Consider the following 20,032-nt stretch of genomic DNA (forward strand, 5'->3'; position numbering starts at 1 on the left):
TGCGGCTTACCCATAAGACACTTTTTCAGGACTTTCGCTACTGTTACCCATGTCACCTCCCCGTTAACGCCAGTGTCAAGCATCTGAAACTTGTCTGATTGCGTCCTGGTGCCAGCTTCACTCTGCTAGGATGTCGCCTCGGAGATGAAACCTTAGACAGTTGAGCCTTATTACAAAAGATTTAACCCTTTTATGCAAGACCGATCGCCCATAAAGGCTCAACTGTCTTACGGTAACTTCAAACTCGGTGTGGCCAAGGTAGGGAGTCACCTGTCTCTCCAGGGGGTCGGGTTTGCACCGCCATCCAGATGGACAGTTATAACTTTTGGGGTTTTCCCCGCGAGTTACCTAAGTCATACCCCTCCTGTTTCAGGAGGCTCCTACTTAGAACAAGCCGCACTACCAGGTAAGTTTTCGGCAACCCAGGAGAAAGTGACAACCACAAGCCCACGTTCTGCCAACTTAATAGCAAGCCACTGATATACTTCAGGACTACAGTTTATGCCATTAAAGAAAATGACGACTTTGAAGGGAGACTGCTGAGGATCAGCAGGAACAATACCCATATTTTGTTCCTGATCGCTGCCTGACATCAGGGCTGGATAGAAAACTTTCAAATGAATGGTGTCATATGGAGAGGAAGCATCTTCTACTTTGGTAGACTGAAAAATTGCTCGAATAACCATACCACAAAAACTTGTTGATTCAGACTTTAATGAGCTTATCAATTACAGTGAGCTTTGAAGCACACCCATAGATGGAAGGCTAACGGCATTGAGGCTAGCGGCGCGAGACCAACTCTGGGAAAAGCCAATCCTTTCGCCTTCGGGTCCGTTTCAGTCAATGGTGTGGGATTCGTTGATCCTCAATGAGTCGTTCTGACTCAGAAATGGCAAAGTCTCCAACAGCTGACTTCTGAATAGCGGTGAGGGTAGTCTGTTATGTTTTTGGTCTTCTCCCCTGGTGCTGGGGTGACAGAATTACTGCTACAGTAGAGAATCCACTGCCCAGAGCATCCGCTGTGATCAATGGTTAGGAAACCGAGCAACCTCAAGAAATCCAGCACTTCTGTGCTTAGCAAACTAACCGTGAATTAATGATGCGTTACGCTATCACTAACGCATCCTACAAGATCGAATGATCGTACTAGCTTTATGAAAAATGGGGAAAATGGGAAAGGAATCACCTCACGCTGGTATCCCGAAACCCTGAAAAAGCGTATACTTTCCATTGATAAAATCCGGACAAAAATTCAATTTATTGCCGGGGATGGGTTTGAGGTTTGTGAGCAAAATTATCACCGAAACGATGCTATTTATTTCATTGATCCACCTTATCTAAAAGCTGGGCGCAGGCTCTATCGATATTCAACAGTTGATCATGAAGCTGTATTTCAACTTGCTAGCCAATTGGAAGGCGATTTTTTGATGAGCTATGACAATACAGAATAAATAAGTGATCTAGCAAGTGGCTATGAATTTGCTGTACAACCTATTGCTATGAAAAACACTCATCATGCTGAGAAGACAGAATTGTTGATTGGCCGAAATTTGGATTGGTTTTTAGGGTAGTTATTATGTGAAGGGTTTGAGGTCTGGGGCTGCTGGTGAAGAGGGGAAGTTAGCAGCTTGAAATTAGCCTGATACAACAGAAAAGGGATAAATCAAGATTGTGAGGTTGATGAAGGGCTTACGATCCAAGGTCAAATCGTGAAACCCGCGAATGTGGAATGACCAGGAATCTTTATAACTCCGATGCTAAAAGTCGCCCTTCCATTGGCTCGTATTCATCTTCCAACAGCCAAGTTTGGGTTTCATCATAGGTTGCTCCAGTAAACACAACCTTGTAATTCTCAGCAGGATCGTACACACGACAACTACCTGATGAATTACCCAGTAACAGCAGGATGTAGGGAGGGGATAGCATGGGGTCAATCCAAACTTCAGCGAAATCCCACTCACTATTGGCTGGGTCGAGTACGGGGAATAACATGGTATTGGTTTTTTCCATCAATCTTCACCTCTCCATAAAACAAGGGAGTGCTTGGGCTACCATCGGGGCTGATTCTGTAACCAATTGAATCAGCGAAGAACAAACCGTAACGCTCATATCCTCGTATGACTCCGGTAAACTCTCCTGTCTCTATGATGGCTTGAGCAACTCTTTCCATTGTGGCTTGATTGTTAAAAACATGAGCCGATCGGCCTCGCCTGAGTAACCGCTGTACTTGTGGTGTGCCAGGTAGATGCTTGGCAATGTGTCTAGAATCCAGAAAAATCTCACGATCGATGCCACTCATACACTAGAAATATCGAGTGTTTTGAGCATACCAAATTTATGGTATGGAGCAAGACCACAAAACCCCCTCAACTGCAGCAGACAAAAACCTCTCCTTGAGACTAGAAATACATCAGCAACTTTCGGGATGACTGATCGCCTCCACCCCCTAGAGCATCTGCTGTGATAAATGGTTAGGAAACCAAGCAACCTCAAAAATTCCAGCACTTTTGTGCTTAGCAGACTAACCGTCAATTAATGATGGGTTACGCTATCACTAACCCATCCTACTGGACTTACTGATTACTGACGGCTTTGAGGTCTGGGGGTGCTACTTAAGATCGTATTGGTTTTCTTTCTCCATGCTTGATTGAATGTTCAGCAACAATCGGAGCTTAAACGGTTTATGGAATTCTCCCATCAAGCTTTAGTCTAAACTCCAGTTCTACGATACGGCTTGCTTGCATTACCTTGAAGACTTTGCATCTCTTCTTGAACAGTTATTCCAATTTGGATAGCTTCATTGAATAACCGACCATATTCACTCGATTGCTCACTCAGCTTTAGAATCTGTAAAGGTTCTAAATTGACGGCAAAACTATTTGAAGTGAAATCTGGATTTTCTCTGAATATTTTTTCGAGTTTTAAGGCAGCAATTAAATCAGCTCTAATAATTGTCAGAGCTTCAATCACTTTTTCTTTATTTTCCAATCTATCTAAACCAACTGAACGCCCAGCCTGATCCAAGGCGTCAACTCCTTCAACAAGAGAATTAAAGTTTTTCACTGATTTATATAATCTCTTGAGATGCCTGAATTTATGGTAACCTTTTTTAGCCTCTTTAATTAAAGTATTAATTAACACAAAAGTAATTATTAAAGAAGTTGAATCTACTAAAAATTTAAAAAATCCACTAAAATCATGGTTATCAATATTCAGTGCATAAAACAATAAAAATAATTAATACAATAATAATCAAAAAAGAATATGTAAAAATAATCATAAAAACATGATTATTTTTATCATAAACTAACTCAAAAACATTTTTTTATAAGTAAGTTTTAAGCCTGTAAAACCTCTGTATGGGATATCTTTAGATTTGCAGGGTCATATTTATGCATAAGTACTTGGCAAGTTTTGTCTAAAGTTAACTGTGCAAGCAAGCAGGGATCTATAGGAGAGTATCTATAGAAAAAAGATCAAGAAAAACTCCTGAGAGGGAGCAATTCGAAAAAATAATAGGGAAAAATCAGCTACAATTAGTCAGTGGAGATGAGGCGTCAATCCTACAGAACTGATTTGATTAGCCAACAATGGAAATTAATTCAGCCTTTTTTTTACCTCTCCTAAATCGGAAACAGGAAGAGAAAAAAATTGCCTGGTTAGGTAAACAAAGAGATTTAATTAAGATTATGAGAGACGGCCAGAGGTAAGTTAATCGGTTGCTTATGTGGCACGGATTCCACTAATGTAAAATTCTCTGACTACTTAATAGTCTAGTTATAGAAACTTTCTAATGTCAAGCTCACTGGCGGTAGAAATCTTTCGGCAACGCAACAGATCGCCAGTGCTTCCAGTGCATCGACGCTTCCGATAACTGCAATTTTGTTGCCTGCAAGCCTTTTGTCTGATAACTACGGCAAGGTCTGATGGCACCGTTACTATCTCAAGCGACACCATAGTCAGTGTACGGACGTTTATAAGGAGCCTGTAAACCCAAGACAATATCCTCTCTGGGAACGCCCATCTCAACTAACTCCTCAGCAGGATTAAGATCTGTGAGATTTTGCTGGAGCCAAATTTTTCCGTCTTTGATATCTAAATGAACTATAGAACGGTAAATCCGATTACAATCTTCCCAACCCACATTCATCCACTGGTAATGATCCCGAACAGTGTCAAAAATTAGTTGTACTTCCACCTCATCATTAGAAATATCATCCTTGGCGTAGTCGTTCAGTAATCTCTGAACGTACTCGCGGTATTGAGCTACTTTCTCCATTGAACAATCACCTCTTTGGCGGAATCATACACAATTATCAAGACCTGATACTGTTGTATACCAGCATGCTTTAGCGTAAAGATCCGCTGTAAGACTTGGAAGTTATAGCACTAGGCATTAATATGTTTGACATTTCTAAACTCCGAAACCTAATCCTAGCTTACTTTTGACTTCTGACTTTTAACTTCTGACTTGCGCGTAGCGCTATATCACCCCTATTGCTCAGGAGCTCAAGCCTACACTCCCCTACCCTCGTGAGTCTAGCTAGGTCACTACAAAAGACTACAGGACGAATTATGCCTTGGAGTGTCAAACACAAAATCCGTTACAGTATGTAAATAAGCGAAGTTACCTTTTTAACCCAGGCACAATGGTATCCTCATCCTCGATTGCTGTCAGAGAACTCCCCATATTTCCCCTACCTGAAGTCGTTTTATTTCCTGGACGCCCTCTGCCGTTACACATTTTTGAATTTCGCTACCGAATCATGATGAACACGATTTTGGATAGCGATCGCAGATTTGGTGTCTTAATGTGGGATCCTGTTAAACAGGAACCAGCTACAATTGGCTGTTGCGCTGAAATTATCCACTTTCAGCGTCTTCCCGATGACCGGATGAAAATAGTAACCTTAGGTCAGCAGCGGTTTCGGGTCTTAGAGTACGTTCGTGAAAAGCCCTATCGGGTTGGACTAGTGGAATGGATTGAAGACCAGCCACCAGCTAAAGACCTCAAACCAAAGGCAAAAGAAGTGGCACAGTTATTGCGGGATGTTGTGCGTCTTTCCGCTAAGTTGACCAACCAGAAAATTGAGCTACCAGAAGACCTGCCCGATCTACCCATTGAGTTGTCTTACTGGGTTGCTAGCAATCTATACGGCGTAGCCTTAGAACAGCAGGCACTTTTAGAGACCCTAGACACGGAAAAACGTCTAGAACGGGAAACCGAAATTCTCACTTCTACTCGCAATCACTTAGCGGCACGTACTGTACTCAAAGATGCCTTAAATTAAGCTTTGATTATAAGCTTAAGAGAGAATAGACCTCGTAGCATTAGTATTTTCTTGATACTGTTTTCATCAATTACTCTCCCTTCCCTTGTCCGAAGTTTCCTATTCCCTATTCGTTGCTCCCAGCGCTATAACAACATTTTTGTTCACCGTTGACGGTTAACTGTTGACAGTCAAATTATCGACATTGATGAGGGTGTAGCTGCCAAAAATCTTGAGGATTTCCTGATCAGGGATTATTTCCTCAAGAGCGGCTTTAAATAATGGTGCATAGAGATCTGATTCCAGTTCAATAAAGAATATGTACTCACCAAGTAATCGCTTGGTGGGACGAGACTCAATCCGACTTAAATTAATGCCTCGACGGGCAAATACCTGGAGTGGTTTAGACAAGGATCCAGGTATATTAGCAGGAGGACTAAATGCTAAGGAGGTATGACTACCTCCAGGAGATGGCTTTAAACTCAGCACCCAAAATCGAGTGAAATTATCGGGATAGTCATTAATGTTAGATGCCAGTACTGGTAGAGTATAAAGCTTTGCTGCTCGTTCAGAAGCGATCGCTGCTGCATTGTGATCTTTGTCCAAAAACTGTAGCGCTTCAGTGGTGGAGTTGGTCGGTACCAGTTGCACTGATGGCAGAAACTGCTCTAACCACCGCTGACACTGAGCAAGGGCTTGGGGATGGGAATAAACCGTTTTAATTTCTGCTATGGTTGATGCCCGTGACATCAGAAAATGTCTGATTGGCAAAACCAGAGCCTGTTGAATTTGGAGCTGATCTAGTTGCCAAAGCCGATCTAGTGTCATGGCGACACTGCCTTCAATGGAATTCTCTACAGGTACCACTGCTAGATCAACTTGTTGGTTAGCTACTGATTGTAAGGTTTGGCCAATGCTGGGATAAGGACACAAGAGGGATTGTTGACCCTGTTGTTTCTGGAGTCGCTCAGCATAAGCTGTGGCAGCGGCTTCTGTATAAGTTCCTGGTGGTCCGAGATAGGCAATAGAAAGTGACATAATAGACAATATAATTTGAGTTGTGAACAAAATCGTTTAGGGAAGGGCAAGAGGCAAGAGGCAAGAGGCATGCTAGCAATAGGCATGCTAGCAAGAGGCAAGAGGCAAGAGGCATGCTAGCAATAGGCATGCTAGCAAGAGGCAAGAGGCAAGAGGCATGATAGCAATAGGCATGCTAGCAATAGGCAATAGTTAATCAAGTAGATAAGGATTTTTAGTCAGGTCAAAAACTGTAATCCTTGTATTGATGCAGTCGCTATGATAATTTTTTGGTGTGATCATAAATCAGTATTGAGTTTGATGATATAGTTGAAAATGGTATCTAGATGATGCAGGTTTAATGGTCATAAAGTAATTAATAATAAATTAGGATTAGATCAGATTTTTAGGTGCTTTGTATTGATTAAGAAGTTAACTGTAAGCTCTTGAAAAAAAATAGCCCTAAGTTAGTCAGTATATCAGTTATTAGTAGCTGTGGTATTTTTAGGCTTGTTTGGTAATCGAGGAACCGATAAACAGCAAGCGCAAATATTCTATTTTAAAAGTAAAGCAGGGTATCTTTATCTGCCCTAGTTAACGTTTATTTCTTTCATGATGGCATCGGTTTTTGAAAATTTCCAACCCCTAGCTGCGATCGCTACCACTCCTACTGGGGCTCAAATCCTGCAACCCCTCTGTCAAACTACTGGTGCAACCCTTTGGGTACCGAATTCTCTGAGCACCCTAGAACAGGTTGCTGTCTACAAGGGTTCCCTCAAAGACCACATTGCCTCCCTCTGGCCAAACCACCGTGCTTTGGTGTTTTGTTTGGCAGCCGGAGCAGCGGTGCGCTTAATTGCTCCTTTGTTAACCGATAAATCCAGTGATCCAGCGGTGGTGGTAGTTGATCAAGGGGGAGGTTTTGTAATTAGTTTGTGTAGTGGTCATCAAGGGGGAGCAGATCAACTGACACGGTTAATTGCTTCCCAACTGGACTCAACGCCTATTTTAACGGGAGCAGCAGCGGATTTAGGTCTACCTGGAGTTGATGTCTTAGGTATTCCCTTTGGCTGGTATCGGGGAGAAGGGGATTGGACTAGAGTCAGTGCTGTGGTTGCCCGTGGGGAAATAGTACAGGTAATTCAAGAGGCTGGTTCCACTCTTTGGCAAGCTCATCTTAGAGATGGACATCCTTTCTATTTCGGATTTCCAGAGGATAGCGCTACAACTGAATCCGAGTCTATCTCACCCAAAGCCAGGATTTGGATTAGTGCCACCCACCAGCAATTTGCTTCAGGATCGGATTTACCAAACGTCCAGTGGTATCCACGGGTACTGTGGGTGGGTATTGGTTGTGAGCGAGGGACATCGAAGCAGTTGATTGAAATGGCGATTCGGCAGACCTGTGAGGGTTATGGTTTATCAGAAAATGCGATCGCAGGAATTGCGACTATTGACCTGAAAGCCGATGAAGTCGGTATAGTCCAATTGTGCCAAGAGCGCCATTGGCCCTTACGCACTTTCCCAGCTGAGGTACTCCGTTCCGTAACTGTACCCAACCCATCGGATGTGGTGGCGGCAGAAGTTGGTACTCCCAGCGTTGCCGAAGCAGCAGCTCTCTGTGGCGCTAGAGAGTTAAAGGTTAGCACGTTGGAGGTTAGCACGTTGAAGGTTAGCACGTTGAAGGTTAGCACGTTGAAGGTTAGCACGCTTTCGGCAAAGCCGACGCTGCGCGAACGCGAACAACCCTTATTAGTTCCCAAACAAATAGTTAAATCAGCGAATCAAGTAGGAGCAGTAACTGTAGCAATTGCTCAATCCCCGGTAGAATATACTGGACGTTTGGGGAAACTGTTGCTAGTGGGTATCGGTCCGGGAAATCTTGAGCAAATAACCCCAGCAGCTAAAACGGCTATATCCAGCGCTGATGCTGTGATTGGTTACTCCCTCTATATCAATTTAATTGCAACCTTGCGACGTCCAGGACAAATTATCGAAGCATTACCGATTACCCAAGAAACCCAACGAGCAAAACGTGCCATTGAACTGGCTGAGTGGGGATTAACGGTAGCAGTGGTTTCCTCTGGTGACTGCGGTATCTATGGTATGGCGGGGTTAGTGCTAGAAGAATTGCGCTCTAGGGGCTGGGATGGTAAGACACCCCAGGTGCAAGTATTTCCTGGTATTACAGCGTTACAAGCTGCTGCCTCTCGTGTGGGAGCACCCCTGATGCATGATTTTTGTGCCATTAGTTTGAGTGACCTATTGACCCCTTGGGACGTAATCGAAAAGCGTCTAGAAGCCTCAGCCGCAGCAGATTTTGTGACTGCGTTGTACAATCCGCGATCGCGTAATCGCACTGAGCAGATTGCGATCGCACAACGGATTTTTCTCAAGCATCGGAAACCTGATACTCCTGTAGCCATTGTGGTTTCCGCCTATCGAGAGGATGAAAAAATCACTCTCACAACGCTTGACAAAATGCTGGAAATACCCATTGATATGCTGACTATGGTGCTGATTGGTAATCAAAGCACTGATGTTCATCAGGATTGGATGATTACACCACGGGGATATCGGCTTGAAGGTTGAAGGTTTAAGGTTGTTCGCGTAGCGTGGCCATTCGCGTAGCGTGGCCCAAAGGCCAAGGCCAAGGTTATTTGGTTGAAGGTTTAAGGTTATTTGGTTGAAAGCAGATTTGGCAAGTTAAATCAGAGAAACAACTCAAACACCTGACGACAGAAATGTTTTAGCTTCTCCCCCACTTCAGCTGATGGCTGACAATTACCGATAATTTGCCAACGCTCCACTGTGGAGAGTCGCCAAGCTTCTCCTTGATGGTTAAAGGCGGTAGCTTCCAAACCAATCAGCCGATGAGATTGATCTAACTGGTCTTTATGAAACCGAATCTGTAACAAAATACTTCGACTTTGGAAGCGTCTACTCCAGCCAGGGAAGTGAAAGCCAATGTCAATGGAGTTAGGATCCACGAGTTCTCGGGTTTCCGGGTCATTTGTCCAAGGCTTGAGGTCAGCCTTGGCATCAGGGAATTCAGACTTAAACAAATTCACAACAGCCGCAATTTTGGTGGTGACTTCTAAGCCGATTGCTTGTTCAGCTGCGTTCACGCCTAATCTCCTATGGTTAACTGCTAGTAACGTAATTTGTATCTTTTTATTACAACCTAATACAAATCTACCCAATTATTTATAAAAATTTATACTTTTGTAGTATAAGTTAAATATTTAATCAAAACTAGAACCAGGTCTTCTGACATGGAGGCATTTCCTATAACTGCCCCGCTTCTCCTACTTCCGTTCCGCTTTAGATAAATCATCCTCCTAAGTTGCCTAAATTACCACTCAGCGGTAAGCTCATATAGCAATCCCAGCTGAAAAGTGGACAGTAACAGTTCTTACTCAAAACTCAGCACTCAGGACTGACGAACTATTTTCAATGGAAGTATTGTTCACAAGTCGATCAGGATTGCCACACGACAAGCAACAGCGTAAAGGCAAAACAACCGTGTCAATCAGTGAACAATCTATAGAAGTCGGGTCTTGGGAATGGTTCTATCGGGAAGCTAAACCAGTTGGGGATAGTAGAGGAGTGCCAGTAATACTTCTTCATGGCTTACCATCCCAGAGTTTTTGCTGGTGTGAGATCATGCCAGATTTAGCTAAAGTAGGCTACGATGCGATCGCACCAGATTGGCTCGGTTCTGGATTATCCGCAAAACCGGACCGGCTTGACTTTCCCTACACACCAGATGCTTTCATTGAAGCCTTAGGGGATTTCCTTAAACACCTCGAAATCGAAAGGTTTTCCTTAGTTGTCCAAGGGTTTCTCGCCTCAGTGGGACTTCAATATGCCTTGCGTCACTCAGACCAGATTGAGCGTCTAGTGATTCTAAATACACCTGTCTCCTCGGCTGCCAAGTTACCCAGCAAAATGCAGCAATGGGGATGGCCATTCATCGGGGATATGTTAACCCAAGACCCCTTGTTAGTTGACCGAACTCTGGAAGGGGGGTCGCGCTATCGCATTGAAGACAACTATTTAGATCTCTATCGCAAGCCCTTTCTGAAAAGTTCCGATCCTGGACGTTCTCTGGTAGCGACTATCAAGAATATCCAGATGAACCAGTCTATGGCAGAAATTGAATCAGGTTTCCGCAACTGGGAGAAGCCAACCTTAATTATTTGGGGACTCAAAGACCCTTGGCTTCCGGTTGAGCAAGCTGAGCAATTTGCTAATCACCTTAAGAATAAGGAATTAGTGAAGCTGGAGGAAGCTGGACATTACCCTCAGGAGCATTGGTCGAAGGAAATTAGTGAAATCCTGGTGCCGTTTCTACGACGCAAAGCTTGAATTATAGCTCTACCGTACCTGTTATGCTCAATAAACAGTCTGTAAAAGGGAACAGGGAACAGGGAACAGGGAACAGAGGAAAGAGGCTGTATTCAGTAATTTTTGTTAGTTGAAGAGCCTAATTTTATTTTTACAGTAAGCTTTCTGAGTTTTTTAACTGGAACTTTAGGATAAAAGGTACTGAAGAACCTGAATTATTCACTATCCGTGGCAATTAAAGGATGTTGCGATCAGCAGCAAATTCTAGACAAGCTCTAATGTCTGTTTCCGTCAATTCTGGAAAGTCATCGACAATTTCGGCGTGAGACATACCAGCTGCTAGCCAGGCTAAAACGTCATAAACCGTTATTCGCATCTGCCGAATACACGGTTTCCCAGCTCGCTTATCCGGTTCGATGGTAATAATATTGCGATCGCTCATTTTGCCAATAGGTTCGGTCTGATTAATCTGAGTTAATAGCAGACTACCATTGTGCTGTAACGGAAAAAAGCCTTAACAACTATAGCGCTATTGCTGATCCCTGCTGCAAAGCTCCCTGCTTCCATTAACCCACTCCTAGGTGTGCAACCCAAGGCCGCGCCTTGGAGGCGCGCACCAAAGCGTGAATTTAATAATTAGATGCGGAAAGCGCGCCTGAATTAACAGATAGGCTGAACATATTACCCAGTAAGGATTATAGCTTGCATGTGACCTCCCCAGCGCTCCATAGAACATCCCTACATTATTTTTTATCAGATATTTATTGAAAAAATATCCGGTATTTTTTGATAATGATGTTTACTTTCTCTTTTTCAAAACACCACTGCAACCTGTAGCACCCAAAGCTAACAAACTAAAAATAGCAGTTGGTTCAGGTGTAGATACTGGTGTAGATGCTGGGGTATCTGCACGTAAAGTGTATGCAATGTCTCCTGCACCAGCTCCTTGAGGAATATCGTATGCAAAGAAAGCTTCACTAAGGTCAAAGAAACCAGCTATAAAAGAGAATTCATCATCTGACCAACTCAACCCTAAGAAATCACCATCGAAAAATACAGCTTCAGGATCGGATAAACTATTAGTTTCAGTGTAGTTAACACCACCAAAGTCAAAACTGATATTGGAGACTGATAAAAATTCTTCATCTATTCCCGTTAGTCCTGAATCATCAAACTCAAAAAATCCAGAGTAGGTTTCACCAGCTAAAACACCTGAATCTATACTAACTTCCAAATCATAAATCATGGAAGCTGCATTAACAGGATTAGCCTGAATGACAGTGAAGCCAAGAACTGCACTTGTGGCAACGAAAGATAACTTTTTTAAAATGTTAGTCATGTTTTTTTGTAAAAGGGATCAAGTTTTTGTAGTTTGCGTAGATTTAAAACCTGTTAAACACCCTGTAGCTTCTAAACTATGGCAAAATAATTACTTGCTTTTCTATTAATTTATAAAAATTGACTAGCAATAGCAATAGTGACAACACTCATGTATGAAATAAAATTTAAGATGCAGTAATTGAGTGAAATTACTTATTTAGTTTTTTTAAAAAGCCTTTTATTGAGAACTAGTTAATAAATGAGTATTAGCGGTAAATAAAAAAGAACATTTTGCTAAAAAACAACTAAAATAATCATGATTTTATACAATGCAAATTTTCACAAAAAAAGCAGATAATAAAAACTATAATAAAAACTGCCGAATATTCATTTAGAGTTAGAGTATCTTCCTGAATATAGTCCTAATTATAAAGTTGACATGCTCCCAGCAGCGTCTACCTGAGCAGCTCGTGATTTGATTAGTATTTCGCCAACCAAGATCTTGCTGAAAGTAGTGCTTGGATAGGTAAGCTTCGATACAATCAGTGGTCAAGCTGCCGTATTGGGTATTAAACTTTGCGTTTGATGTAACCAATATTAGGTTATAGTACGTGACGAACCTTAAATAGTTTTCCCGATCGGTTGGCTAGCGAACAAACAATGATGATGAGAAGTTATCGGTCTATTCTGACTGTGATTCTGGCAATGGTGATGACCTTTTTGGTCAGCTGTGGTAGCCCAAGTGCCACCAAGGCTCCTACCTACACCCCTGAAAAAATTGCCCAAATCCAGACAAGTGCTACTAGAGTGCTTGAGCTTCGCGAGAAAATGCCAGTTCTCGAAGCCAACATTCAAGACGAAAACTGGGTAGATATTAGTTCATTTATCCATGGTCCGTTAGGAGATCTAGGGCGCAGCAGTAACTATCTGAGTGGTCAACTCCTTCCCAAAGACCAGAAAGCTGCCAAGCAAGCGGCTGAAGTATTGTTAAAATCTTTGGTGAAAATTGACGAAGCTTCTGTAGAGCGCAACTCCCAGCTGGCACTCAAAAACTACGAAGCAGCGTTGAAAAACTTTGATGACTTTTTGGAATTAATTCCCACTAGTTAAAAAGTTATGAAGTATGAAGTGTGAAGTATGAAGTGTGAAGTGTGAAGTGTGAAGTGTGAAGTGTAAAGTGTGAAGTGTGAAGTGTGAAGTGTAAAGTGTGAAGTGTAAAGGGTAAAGGGTAAAGGGTAAAGGGTAAAGGGTAAAGGGTAAAGGGTAAAGGGTGAAGTGTAAAGTGTAAAGGGTAAAGGGTAAAGTGTGAAGTGTAAAGGTGGAATAAAAACCTTATCCATAAGCATAATTCATAATTAACACTTCTGAACTAACACTTCACACTTCATAATTCATAATTCATAATTCAAACTTTAAACTTTAAACTTCATAAAATTGTGAGTAAAGTCGCTATTATTGGATGCGGTATCGTTGGAGCAGCGATCGCATATGAACTTAGTCGGGTAAATGGGCTAAGTATCACTGTCCTCGACCAGCATATGCCAGCACAAGGCTCTACTGGTGCTGCTTTAGGGGTACTGATGGGTGCCATTAGTAAGAAAGTCAAGGGTAGGGCGTGGCAGCTGCGCCAAGCCAGTATCCAGCGCTATCAGACCCTGATTCCTGAATTAGAGGCACTCACCGGATACCAGATTCCAGTCAATCGCAACGGTATCTTGAAGCTGTGTTTGCCTGGAGAGGACTTGGCGTCTTGGGAAAAACTAGTACAAACTCGCCTCTCCCAAGGTTGGCAATTAGAAATTTGGGATGTTCCCCAAGTTAAGCACCGTTGTCCTCAGCTAAGTCAAGATAAATTTATTGCTGGAATCTATTCTCCCCAAGACCTACAAATTGATCCAACTGCCCTAACCCAAGTATTAGTGGCTGGTGCTGAGGCCAATGGAGTTAGGTTTAATTTTGGAATCACAGTAAAAGCATTTGAATCTATAGGTTCCGATCTCAACAATTCTCTCAATTGCTCCCAAATCTATACTGATGCTGGAACCCTAGAAATAGATTGGCTAGTAGTGGCTGCTGGGTTGGGTTCATCTGGGCTGATTAAGATGCTCCAAGCACCAGATAAGCAAGTTAGTCAAGATCTACCTGTGACTCTGAAACCAGTACTGGGACAAGCCTTAAAATTGCGGCTCCCTCAGCCAATGGGATATGAAGATTTTCAGCCGGTGATTACTCGTGATGATGTTCATATTTTGCCAGTGGGTAAGCAAGACTACTGGGTGGGCGCAACAGTTGAGTTTCCCGATGATGCAGGTAATGTAGAAGCACAACCAGGGTTACTGGAGGTGGTCAGACAGAATGCGATCGCATATTGCCCTCCTCTAGCCACAGCAGAGATTATCCACACATGGTACGGGTTACGCCCTCGTCCAGAAGGACGACCTGCCCCTGTCATTGATCAACTGTCTGGTTACAATAATGTTTGGTTAGCAACAGGTCATTATCGCAATGGTGTACTCCTCGCTCCGGCTACGGCACAACTAATTCTGAAAGAAGTAATTGAGTCAGGAAAATAGTTATAGGTGCGACAATCACGCGAATTTAATTCTTAATGGTAAGAGCGCACCTATTGTTTTTGTTGAGAGTTAATCTTGACATTTCACAGTTAACCGTCAATCTTCAAAAAACACCGATCAATTAAAATATATAGGTTGAATGTTCATGAACTGATCTTTGTAGGAGGCGCGGCGCAACCTCTCACGTTTAACCCCAATGGGGTGTCAGGGGAGTATCCAGCCGTGAATTTTTGATGAAATCTCGATGGTTAATCACGAGTTTGCTGATGGTGCTGATGAGCTGTGGCGAGTCGCCGACTCCACCACCTAAGACAACAACAAGTCCCCAACCGATGCCAACCCCGCCTAATTTAGAGGACACATCTAAATCTGGCAGTTCAAAGCCCACAGCCAAACTGTCTCCTCCGGCATCAGATGCTTTTACTATCTCTGCTAAAGGAATTGGACCGGCTAAGTTGGGAATGACTTTGGGACAGCTAAAACAATCCCTAGGGGATAAAGCAAAATTTGAGGTGAAGTCACCGTTTATTGTCGGTTTCGATGCGATCGCAGTTATCCAATCAGGACAACCCCAATACTATATTCTTTACCCGATGGGAACACCTATGGGTAATTCAACCGTAATGGAAGCGTTATTCACCACAAATCCTAACTATCGCACCAGCAAAGGTGTTGGCCCTGGCACACCCCTAAAACTAGCTGAGGAAGCCTACGGTGACGCTACCTTGTCCTTTAACTATGCCAGTGAGTCGAGGGAATACGTCAATTTTGCCAACCTATCAGAAGATATAGCCTTCCGCATCGGAGTAGCCGCCAATGATACTAAGAATCAGTTTTCTGGCCTTTATGCCTCACCGTTGAAAGAATATAACCAAACCCAGAACTATCGTGACTCAGCGACAATTAAATCCCTAGAAGTCTATTGCAGAGATAAATGTCCTTCACCCTAAATACTCATGTACGTGAGCTTAACATCTAAATGCATGAGAGCTCATTTAATCAACAAGCGTTTGAAATTGCTCTGGAAGCAGTAAGGGAAAAGTTGCCCCTCAACTCCCCAGGTATGGGGCAATTCCCACCAATTCCCCTACAGGTCTTTGACACTCTCCCATCCACCAACCAAACCCTTTGGGAATTGCTCAACCAAACTGCAACAGTTCCCACCATGGTTATTGCTGGGGAACAGACAGCAGGGCGGGGACAGTGGGGACGACAATGGCAATCTCCAAAAGGTGGACTCTACTTATCATTAGCTTTAGCTCCCAAGTTACAGGCATTGGACAGCGCCCAGCTAACCATGTGTAGTGCTTGGGGAATTGCTACAGCTTTGAGAGCTTACGCCATACCAGTGTCTCTGAAGTGGCCCAATGACCTACTGCTTAAGGGACGTAAACTCGGAGGTATTCTAACACAAACCCGTGTCCAACAGGGTCAAATTACCAAAGCAGTCGTGGGTGTCGGAATCAACTGGAGCAATCAGGTGCCGGAATCTGGCATCAATTTGCGCTCATTTTGGCAACCCGAGCCCTCTCCCACTGTGACGTCTATAGAAATGCTGGCTGCCATTGTTTTACAAGGACTACTGTCCGGATATCAACTCTGGTCAGAGGAAGGAATGAATAGTTTGCTACCACGATATCTAGCGCTATTCAATTATCAAGGAAGCCAGGTCATGGTAGAAGGAAATCCAGGCATCATAACAGGGGTAACCCCTAGGGGCGAACTGCGAGTGCATCTACACGATACTCCGACCCCAAAAGAAATTTTGCTCAAGCCCGGTACAATCAGTCTTGGCTATCGTAGTTGTTGAGAACTCTTACGGTTAAGGGTCAAATGTTAAAGGTTAACCATTAACAAACAGCGATTAAGGTTAATCAACTAATCAACAAAACAGCAATTATGGCGTTGCTTAATAATGGAATGATTTTAAGATTAGGTGCGCGCCTCCAAGGCCGCGAGCAATCCCTCGCGGCCTTGGGTCGGACCTGTGGAATGGGCATCAGGCGTGGAACAGGCATCTTGCCTGTTACAGTTTCGCACCTGTGGAATGGGCATCAGGCGTGGAACAGGCATCTTGCCTGTTACAGTTTCCGGGCGGGCAGGATGCCCAGTCTACTCCTATTCATTCCAAGACTGACGCAACGCCGGAATTATGGCTGATGGCTGAGCCGAGCGAGTATAACTGTGTAGTAATTATTTAGTGAGTCGTAAATGACCAAAGAAAACTCCCCTGGTAGCACCCTGTATAGCATTTTCTACCGATGCCCAAAACTCATCCATGGACTGAGTGTGATGAGTAGTATTGGTGTCCTCAGCAGCGGTATGGTTGTGGCAAAAACTCAGTCACCCATAGAAGCTGTATCAGTAAACACGACTACCAAATCTATAACGGAAGCAGGATTTGATCCAACTCTTATTGCTGCTTTGCCTAAACCTACAGCCCCAACCTCTTTTCCGGTGCCAGCTGTGCCAGTGGCAAAACCAGCCCCAGCAAAAGCTCCTTCAAAACCAGTAGCAGCAACTAAGGTCACTAAACCCATTGCCCCACGAGCACCAAAAGCTGCCCGGAAATCAGTAGCTCCCTCCGTGGCTATCAAGGTCAAGAAACCTATTGCTCCACCAGCTAGGAAATCTGTCCCAACAAAAGCGATCGCAGTCAAACCAGTACAGCGTAGAACCCAATTCTCTGTACCAGCTAAAGCCACTGTAGCCAAGCCACCGAAAGTCAAGCTCAATCCAGTAGCATTACAGCCTAGAGTTCCAAAAGCGGCTGCTAAAAATAGCTATATTGACCGCACAAACTACAATGTTGGTGCCACTAAACGGTACACTCCCCCCTCGGCAGTTGTTTTAACTGAACGGTCAAGGGGTTGTCGGACTGTAGCCAGAAATGGGCAACTCAGGGGGAATTGTGGTGTTGCCCCGAGGCGTCAACCAATTGCTATCACTGGAGGTAGACGGAACGGTAGAGTAACTCAATTACCCAGACCACGAGTAATTGGTACTCAAACTGCTAGATATAATCCCGTTCGACCAGTCCGATTTAATTCAGTTCAACCAGTCAGATTTAATCGGGTTAAACCTGTCAAGAGTCGTCCAGCTAAATGGGTTCCTCGTGGGATTAGCGTTGCTCGGCGGAATCGGTCTGTCCGTAAACTTCCTACAGCCTTAGCCTACTACAATCTCACCCAACGACCCTCAGGACTGGCCAATTTCAGGCAATCCAGCTTTGTGTTCCCCGTAACCATTCCTTCTGCCATTAGCTCCCTATTCGGCTGGCGGATTCATCCGATTTCCGGTAATCGCCGTTTCCACGCTGGTACAGATATAGCAGCACCCCTAGGTACTCCAGTTGTTGCTGCCGCTGATGGTGAAGTAGTAACAGCTGACTTCTTAGGTGGCTACGGTTTGACCGTTATGGTGCGCCATGAGGAAGGTACCCAAGAAAGCCGCTACGCTCACCTATCAGAAATCTTCGTCCAACCTGGGGAATGGGTACAAAAAGGAACTGTAATTGGGCGCGTTGGCAGCACCGGTAATTCTACTGGTCCCCACCTACACTTTGAATGGCGGCATGCCACTCCCCAAGGCTGGGTAGCAGTGGATGCTGGCTCCCATTTGAAATATTCTTTAGGTCAACTAGTCCAAGCCCTACAAGTAGCCCAAAATACCTCCTTTTCCCTACGAGGATTTTAGGCTGCTGATGGGGTGATGGGGTGATGGGGTGATGGGGACAGAGTTATATCAGCAGCACCAGTTATATCACCATCTCAGTCTCCAGTCCCTTGTCACCCTTCACCCTTTACCCTTTACCCTTTACCCTTCACCCTTTGCATGCAACCATGCAAGCCTTTATTTAGACAAACTTTCCCACCGAGCTTCCACCATCATTCGCACCACATCCGGCATTTTGTATTGGGCTTGCCAGCCTAACTTATCCCTTGCCTTAGCTGGGTTAGATTTCCCTAAAGCCAAATCAGTCGGTCGGAATAAGTTGCTATCGGTCACCACATGCTCTTGCCAGTCCAAGTCAAGTGTAGCAAACGCCGTTGCCACGAAATCTTCTAATTTATAACTCTCTCCTGTCGCTATTACATAATCATCTGGCTGGTCTTGCTGTAGCATTAAATACATTCCTTGAACATATTCAGGAGCCCAACCCCAGTCACGCTTAATTGCCATATTGCCCAAACGAAGCTTCTCTTTACTACCGTTAGCAATCCGACAAGCAGCACTAACAATTTTTTGGGTCACAAATCGTTCTGGTCGTAGGGGAGACTCATGATTAAATAAAATACCAGAGCAGGCAAATAACCCATAGGCTTCACGGTAGTTAGCTACTTCCCAAAACGCTGCTGCTTTAGCAACACCATAGGGACTTCTGGGACGAAAGGGAGTCTGTTCATCAGCGGCTTTTTCTCCAGTATCCCCAAAGCACTCACTAGAACCAGCGTTATAGAGTTTAATGGGAGCACCAGTAAAGCGAATTGCCTCTAATAAATTAATCGTGCCAGTTGCTATGCTTTCTAGGGTTTCTACCGGTTGTCCAAAAGACAAACCCACTGAACTTTGCCCAGCCAAGTTGTAAACTTCATAGGGTTGGAATTTTGTCAGCACTTGCAATACACTACGAAAATCCGTGAGTGTCATTGATTCCAATTTAATTTGGTCTCGGATACCCAAATACACCAAGTTCCTAAAGGAAGACATTTGAGCATCCCGTGACGTGCCACAGACAGTATAGCCTTTGTCTAAAAGCAATTTCGCTAAATAGGCTCCATCCTGACCAGATACTCCACAAACCAGTGCCTTTTTCATTAACTTTTCTCAGAAAATAAACGATTCATGTCATGATAGGATTAACTATCCATGTTAGATATCAAGAATCGCAGTGTACAATGAATAAAGAAGAATATCGATAAATATAACTATAAATAGGAATAGATATAAATAGATAGATTATGAGTGAAATATTAAGGTTATGGTCGGCAATATATAAACGGGAGGCAAGCTCTAAATATAGATAATATTAAGTTGATTGCCGAGGGAAATCAAACGATAATAGCATAACTTATAATTTTGAAATTATAACTATTCTTGAAAAACTATTTGGTTGATACTGTTATCATTAATTATTATTCTCTGTTACCTGTTTCCGACAACGGCGACGAAGTCTATTGTTTTATTAAATAACTTTGGTTCTATTTTAAATCGTCACAAAAAAAAAATAAGACACCCTTCTGCCTTGATGAATGGCAAGCTACTAGTCAAGTATAACCTGCTAACTTAGAGTTGACAAAGGGAAACAGATTAGCGTCAGTGCTATTATGTGGGTATTAATAATTAACTATGACTAATTACATATACCAGCAGTTGGTTCGATGGGGAACTTTCCAGCGACGAGTATCCTCTAAGTAGAACAAATAAGTAGAACAAACCGATAACGGCTCTTTAACAATGTTGCTCTACCAGGCTAATCTATGTGTTCACCAATTGTCAGTT

Annotated in this window: 19 protein-coding genes and 1 pseudogene; 10 read left to right on the top strand and 10 right to left on the bottom strand. The window is 43.5% G+C overall.

What is annotated here, in order from left to right; genetic code table 11:
• Positions 1-401 precede the first annotated feature (401 nt).
• Positions 402-686 (bottom strand): annotated as a pseudogene (locus BJP37_RS30090) (dienelactone hydrolase); the annotation flags it as partial.
• A gap of 468 nt (positions 687-1,154) precedes the next feature.
• Here BJP37_RS30090 and BJP37_RS30095 point away from each other — a divergent pair.
• Positions 1,155-1,451, top strand: coding sequence for a DNA adenine methylase (locus tag BJP37_RS30095; protein ID WP_075904409.1), 297 nt, complete (start codon positions 1,155-1,157; stop codon positions 1,449-1,451).
• A 292-nt stretch (positions 1,452-1,743) separates the two neighbouring features.
• Here the strand turns inward: BJP37_RS30095 and BJP37_RS30100 are convergent, their stop codons facing one another.
• The 4 genes from BJP37_RS30100 to BJP37_RS30115 form a co-directional block, all read right to left on the bottom strand.
• Positions 1,744-2,010, bottom strand: coding sequence for a hypothetical protein (locus BJP37_RS30100; protein WP_075904411.1), 267 nt, complete (start codon positions 2,008-2,010; stop codon positions 1,744-1,746).
• The gene (locus tag BJP37_RS30105) at positions 1,961-2,299 is read right to left on the bottom strand and encodes a DUF6972 family protein (protein ID WP_070395690.1); all 339 of its coding nucleotides are present in this window, start codon (positions 2,297-2,299) and stop codon (positions 1,961-1,963) included. Before BJP37_RS30105 ends, BJP37_RS30100 begins: the two co-directional genes overlap by 50 nt.
• Positions 2,300-2,709: 410 nt before the next feature.
• Positions 2,710-3,228, bottom strand: a complete 519-nt coding sequence (locus BJP37_RS30110; protein WP_075904414.1) for a hypothetical protein — start codon at positions 3,226-3,228, stop codon at positions 2,710-2,712.
• A gap of 715 nt (positions 3,229-3,943) precedes the next feature.
• On the bottom strand, positions 3,944-4,279 hold the full coding sequence (locus tag BJP37_RS30115; protein WP_075904416.1) for a XisI protein: 336 nt from the start codon (positions 4,277-4,279) through the stop codon (positions 3,944-3,946).
• A 370-nt stretch (positions 4,280-4,649) separates the two neighbouring features.
• Between BJP37_RS30115 and BJP37_RS30120 the strand changes: the two genes are divergently transcribed.
• A complete protein-coding gene (locus BJP37_RS30120; protein ID WP_070395693.1) occupies positions 4,650-5,291 on the top strand; it encodes an LON peptidase substrate-binding domain-containing protein in 642 nt (213 codons plus the stop codon).
• 156 nt (positions 5,292-5,447) lie between these two features.
• Here BJP37_RS30120 and pheA read toward each other — a convergent pair whose 3' ends face one another.
• Entirely contained in the window at positions 5,448-6,308 is an 861-nt protein-coding gene (gene pheA, locus BJP37_RS30125; RefSeq protein ID WP_075904418.1) for a prephenate dehydratase, read from the bottom strand.
• A 594-nt stretch (positions 6,309-6,902) separates the two neighbouring features.
• Here pheA and cobJ point away from each other — a divergent pair.
• Positions 6,903-8,879, top strand: coding sequence for a precorrin-3B C(17)-methyltransferase (cobJ, locus tag BJP37_RS45250; RefSeq protein WP_075904420.1), 1,977 nt, complete (start codon positions 6,903-6,905; stop codon positions 8,877-8,879).
• A gap of 119 nt (positions 8,880-8,998) precedes the next feature.
• Here cobJ and BJP37_RS30135 read toward each other — a convergent pair whose 3' ends face one another.
• Positions 8,999-9,415 carry a Tery_1686 family protein gene (locus tag BJP37_RS30135; RefSeq protein ID WP_075904423.1) on the bottom strand — a complete coding sequence of 139 codons (417 nt, stop codon included), beginning with the start codon at positions 9,413-9,415 and terminating at the stop codon, positions 8,999-9,001.
• A gap of 397 nt (positions 9,416-9,812) precedes the next feature.
• Here BJP37_RS30135 and BJP37_RS30140 point away from each other — a divergent pair, with 397 nt between their 5' ends.
• Positions 9,813-10,658, top strand: a complete 846-nt coding sequence (locus BJP37_RS30140) for an alpha/beta fold hydrolase (RefSeq protein ID WP_075906601.1) — start codon at positions 9,813-9,815, stop codon at positions 10,656-10,658.
• Positions 10,659-10,872: 214 nt separating this feature from the next.
• On the opposite strand, the gene BJP37_RS30145 is transcribed toward BJP37_RS30140, so the two are convergent.
• On the bottom strand, positions 10,873-11,079 hold the full coding sequence (locus tag BJP37_RS30145) for a DUF433 domain-containing protein (RefSeq protein WP_075904425.1): 207 nt from the start codon (positions 11,077-11,079) through the stop codon (positions 10,873-10,875).
• Positions 11,080-11,436: 357 nt separating this feature from the next.
• Positions 11,437-11,976, bottom strand: a complete 540-nt coding sequence (locus tag BJP37_RS30150) for a PEP-CTERM sorting domain-containing protein (RefSeq protein WP_075904427.1) — start codon at positions 11,974-11,976, stop codon at positions 11,437-11,439.
• Between the two features lie 644 nt (positions 11,977-12,620).
• On the opposite strand from BJP37_RS30150, the gene psbQ reads away from it, so the two are divergent.
• The 6 genes from psbQ to BJP37_RS30180 all read left to right on the top strand — a co-directional run bounded on the left by psbQ (position 12,621) and on the right by BJP37_RS30180 (position 18,226).
• Positions 12,621-13,067, top strand: coding sequence for a photosystem II protein PsbQ (gene psbQ, locus BJP37_RS30155; protein WP_229415495.1), 447 nt, complete (start codon positions 12,621-12,623; stop codon positions 13,065-13,067).
• 326 nt (positions 13,068-13,393) lie between these two features.
• Positions 13,394-14,530: an NAD(P)/FAD-dependent oxidoreductase gene (locus tag BJP37_RS30165; protein WP_075904433.1), complete on the top strand. Its 1,137-nt coding sequence runs from the start codon at positions 13,394-13,396 to the stop codon at positions 14,528-14,530.
• A 233-nt stretch (positions 14,531-14,763) separates the two neighbouring features.
• The gene (locus tag BJP37_RS30170) at positions 14,764-15,480 is read left to right on the top strand and encodes a hypothetical protein (protein WP_229415496.1); all 717 of its coding nucleotides are present in this window, start codon (positions 14,764-14,766) and stop codon (positions 15,478-15,480) included.
• Positions 15,481-15,509: 29 nt separating this feature from the next.
• Positions 15,510-16,340 carry a biotin--[acetyl-CoA-carboxylase] ligase gene (locus tag BJP37_RS30175; RefSeq protein ID WP_075904435.1) on the top strand — a complete coding sequence of 277 codons (831 nt, stop codon included), beginning with the start codon at positions 15,510-15,512 and terminating at the stop codon, positions 16,338-16,340.
• Between the two features lie 232 nt (positions 16,341-16,572).
• Positions 16,573-16,731: a hypothetical protein gene (locus BJP37_RS40305; protein ID WP_158069827.1), complete on the top strand. Its 159-nt coding sequence runs from the start codon at positions 16,573-16,575 to the stop codon at positions 16,729-16,731.
• A 10-nt stretch (positions 16,732-16,741) separates the two neighbouring features.
• The gene (locus tag BJP37_RS30180; RefSeq protein ID WP_081431381.1) at positions 16,742-18,226 is read left to right on the top strand and encodes a M23 family metallopeptidase; all 1,485 of its coding nucleotides are present in this window, start codon (positions 16,742-16,744) and stop codon (positions 18,224-18,226) included.
• 156 nt (positions 18,227-18,382) lie between these two features.
• Here the strand turns inward: BJP37_RS30180 and BJP37_RS30185 are convergent, their stop codons facing one another.
• Entirely contained in the window at positions 18,383-19,348 is a 966-nt protein-coding gene (locus tag BJP37_RS30185) for a GDP-mannose 4,6-dehydratase (protein ID WP_075904439.1), read from the bottom strand.
• Between the last annotated feature and the right edge of the window lie 684 nt (positions 19,349-20,032).

The sequence above is a fragment of the Moorena bouillonii PNG genome (assembly GCF_001942495.1).
In the GTDB taxonomy this organism is placed as follows: domain Bacteria; phylum Cyanobacteriota; class Cyanobacteriia; order Cyanobacteriales; family Coleofasciculaceae; genus Moorena; species Moorena bouillonii.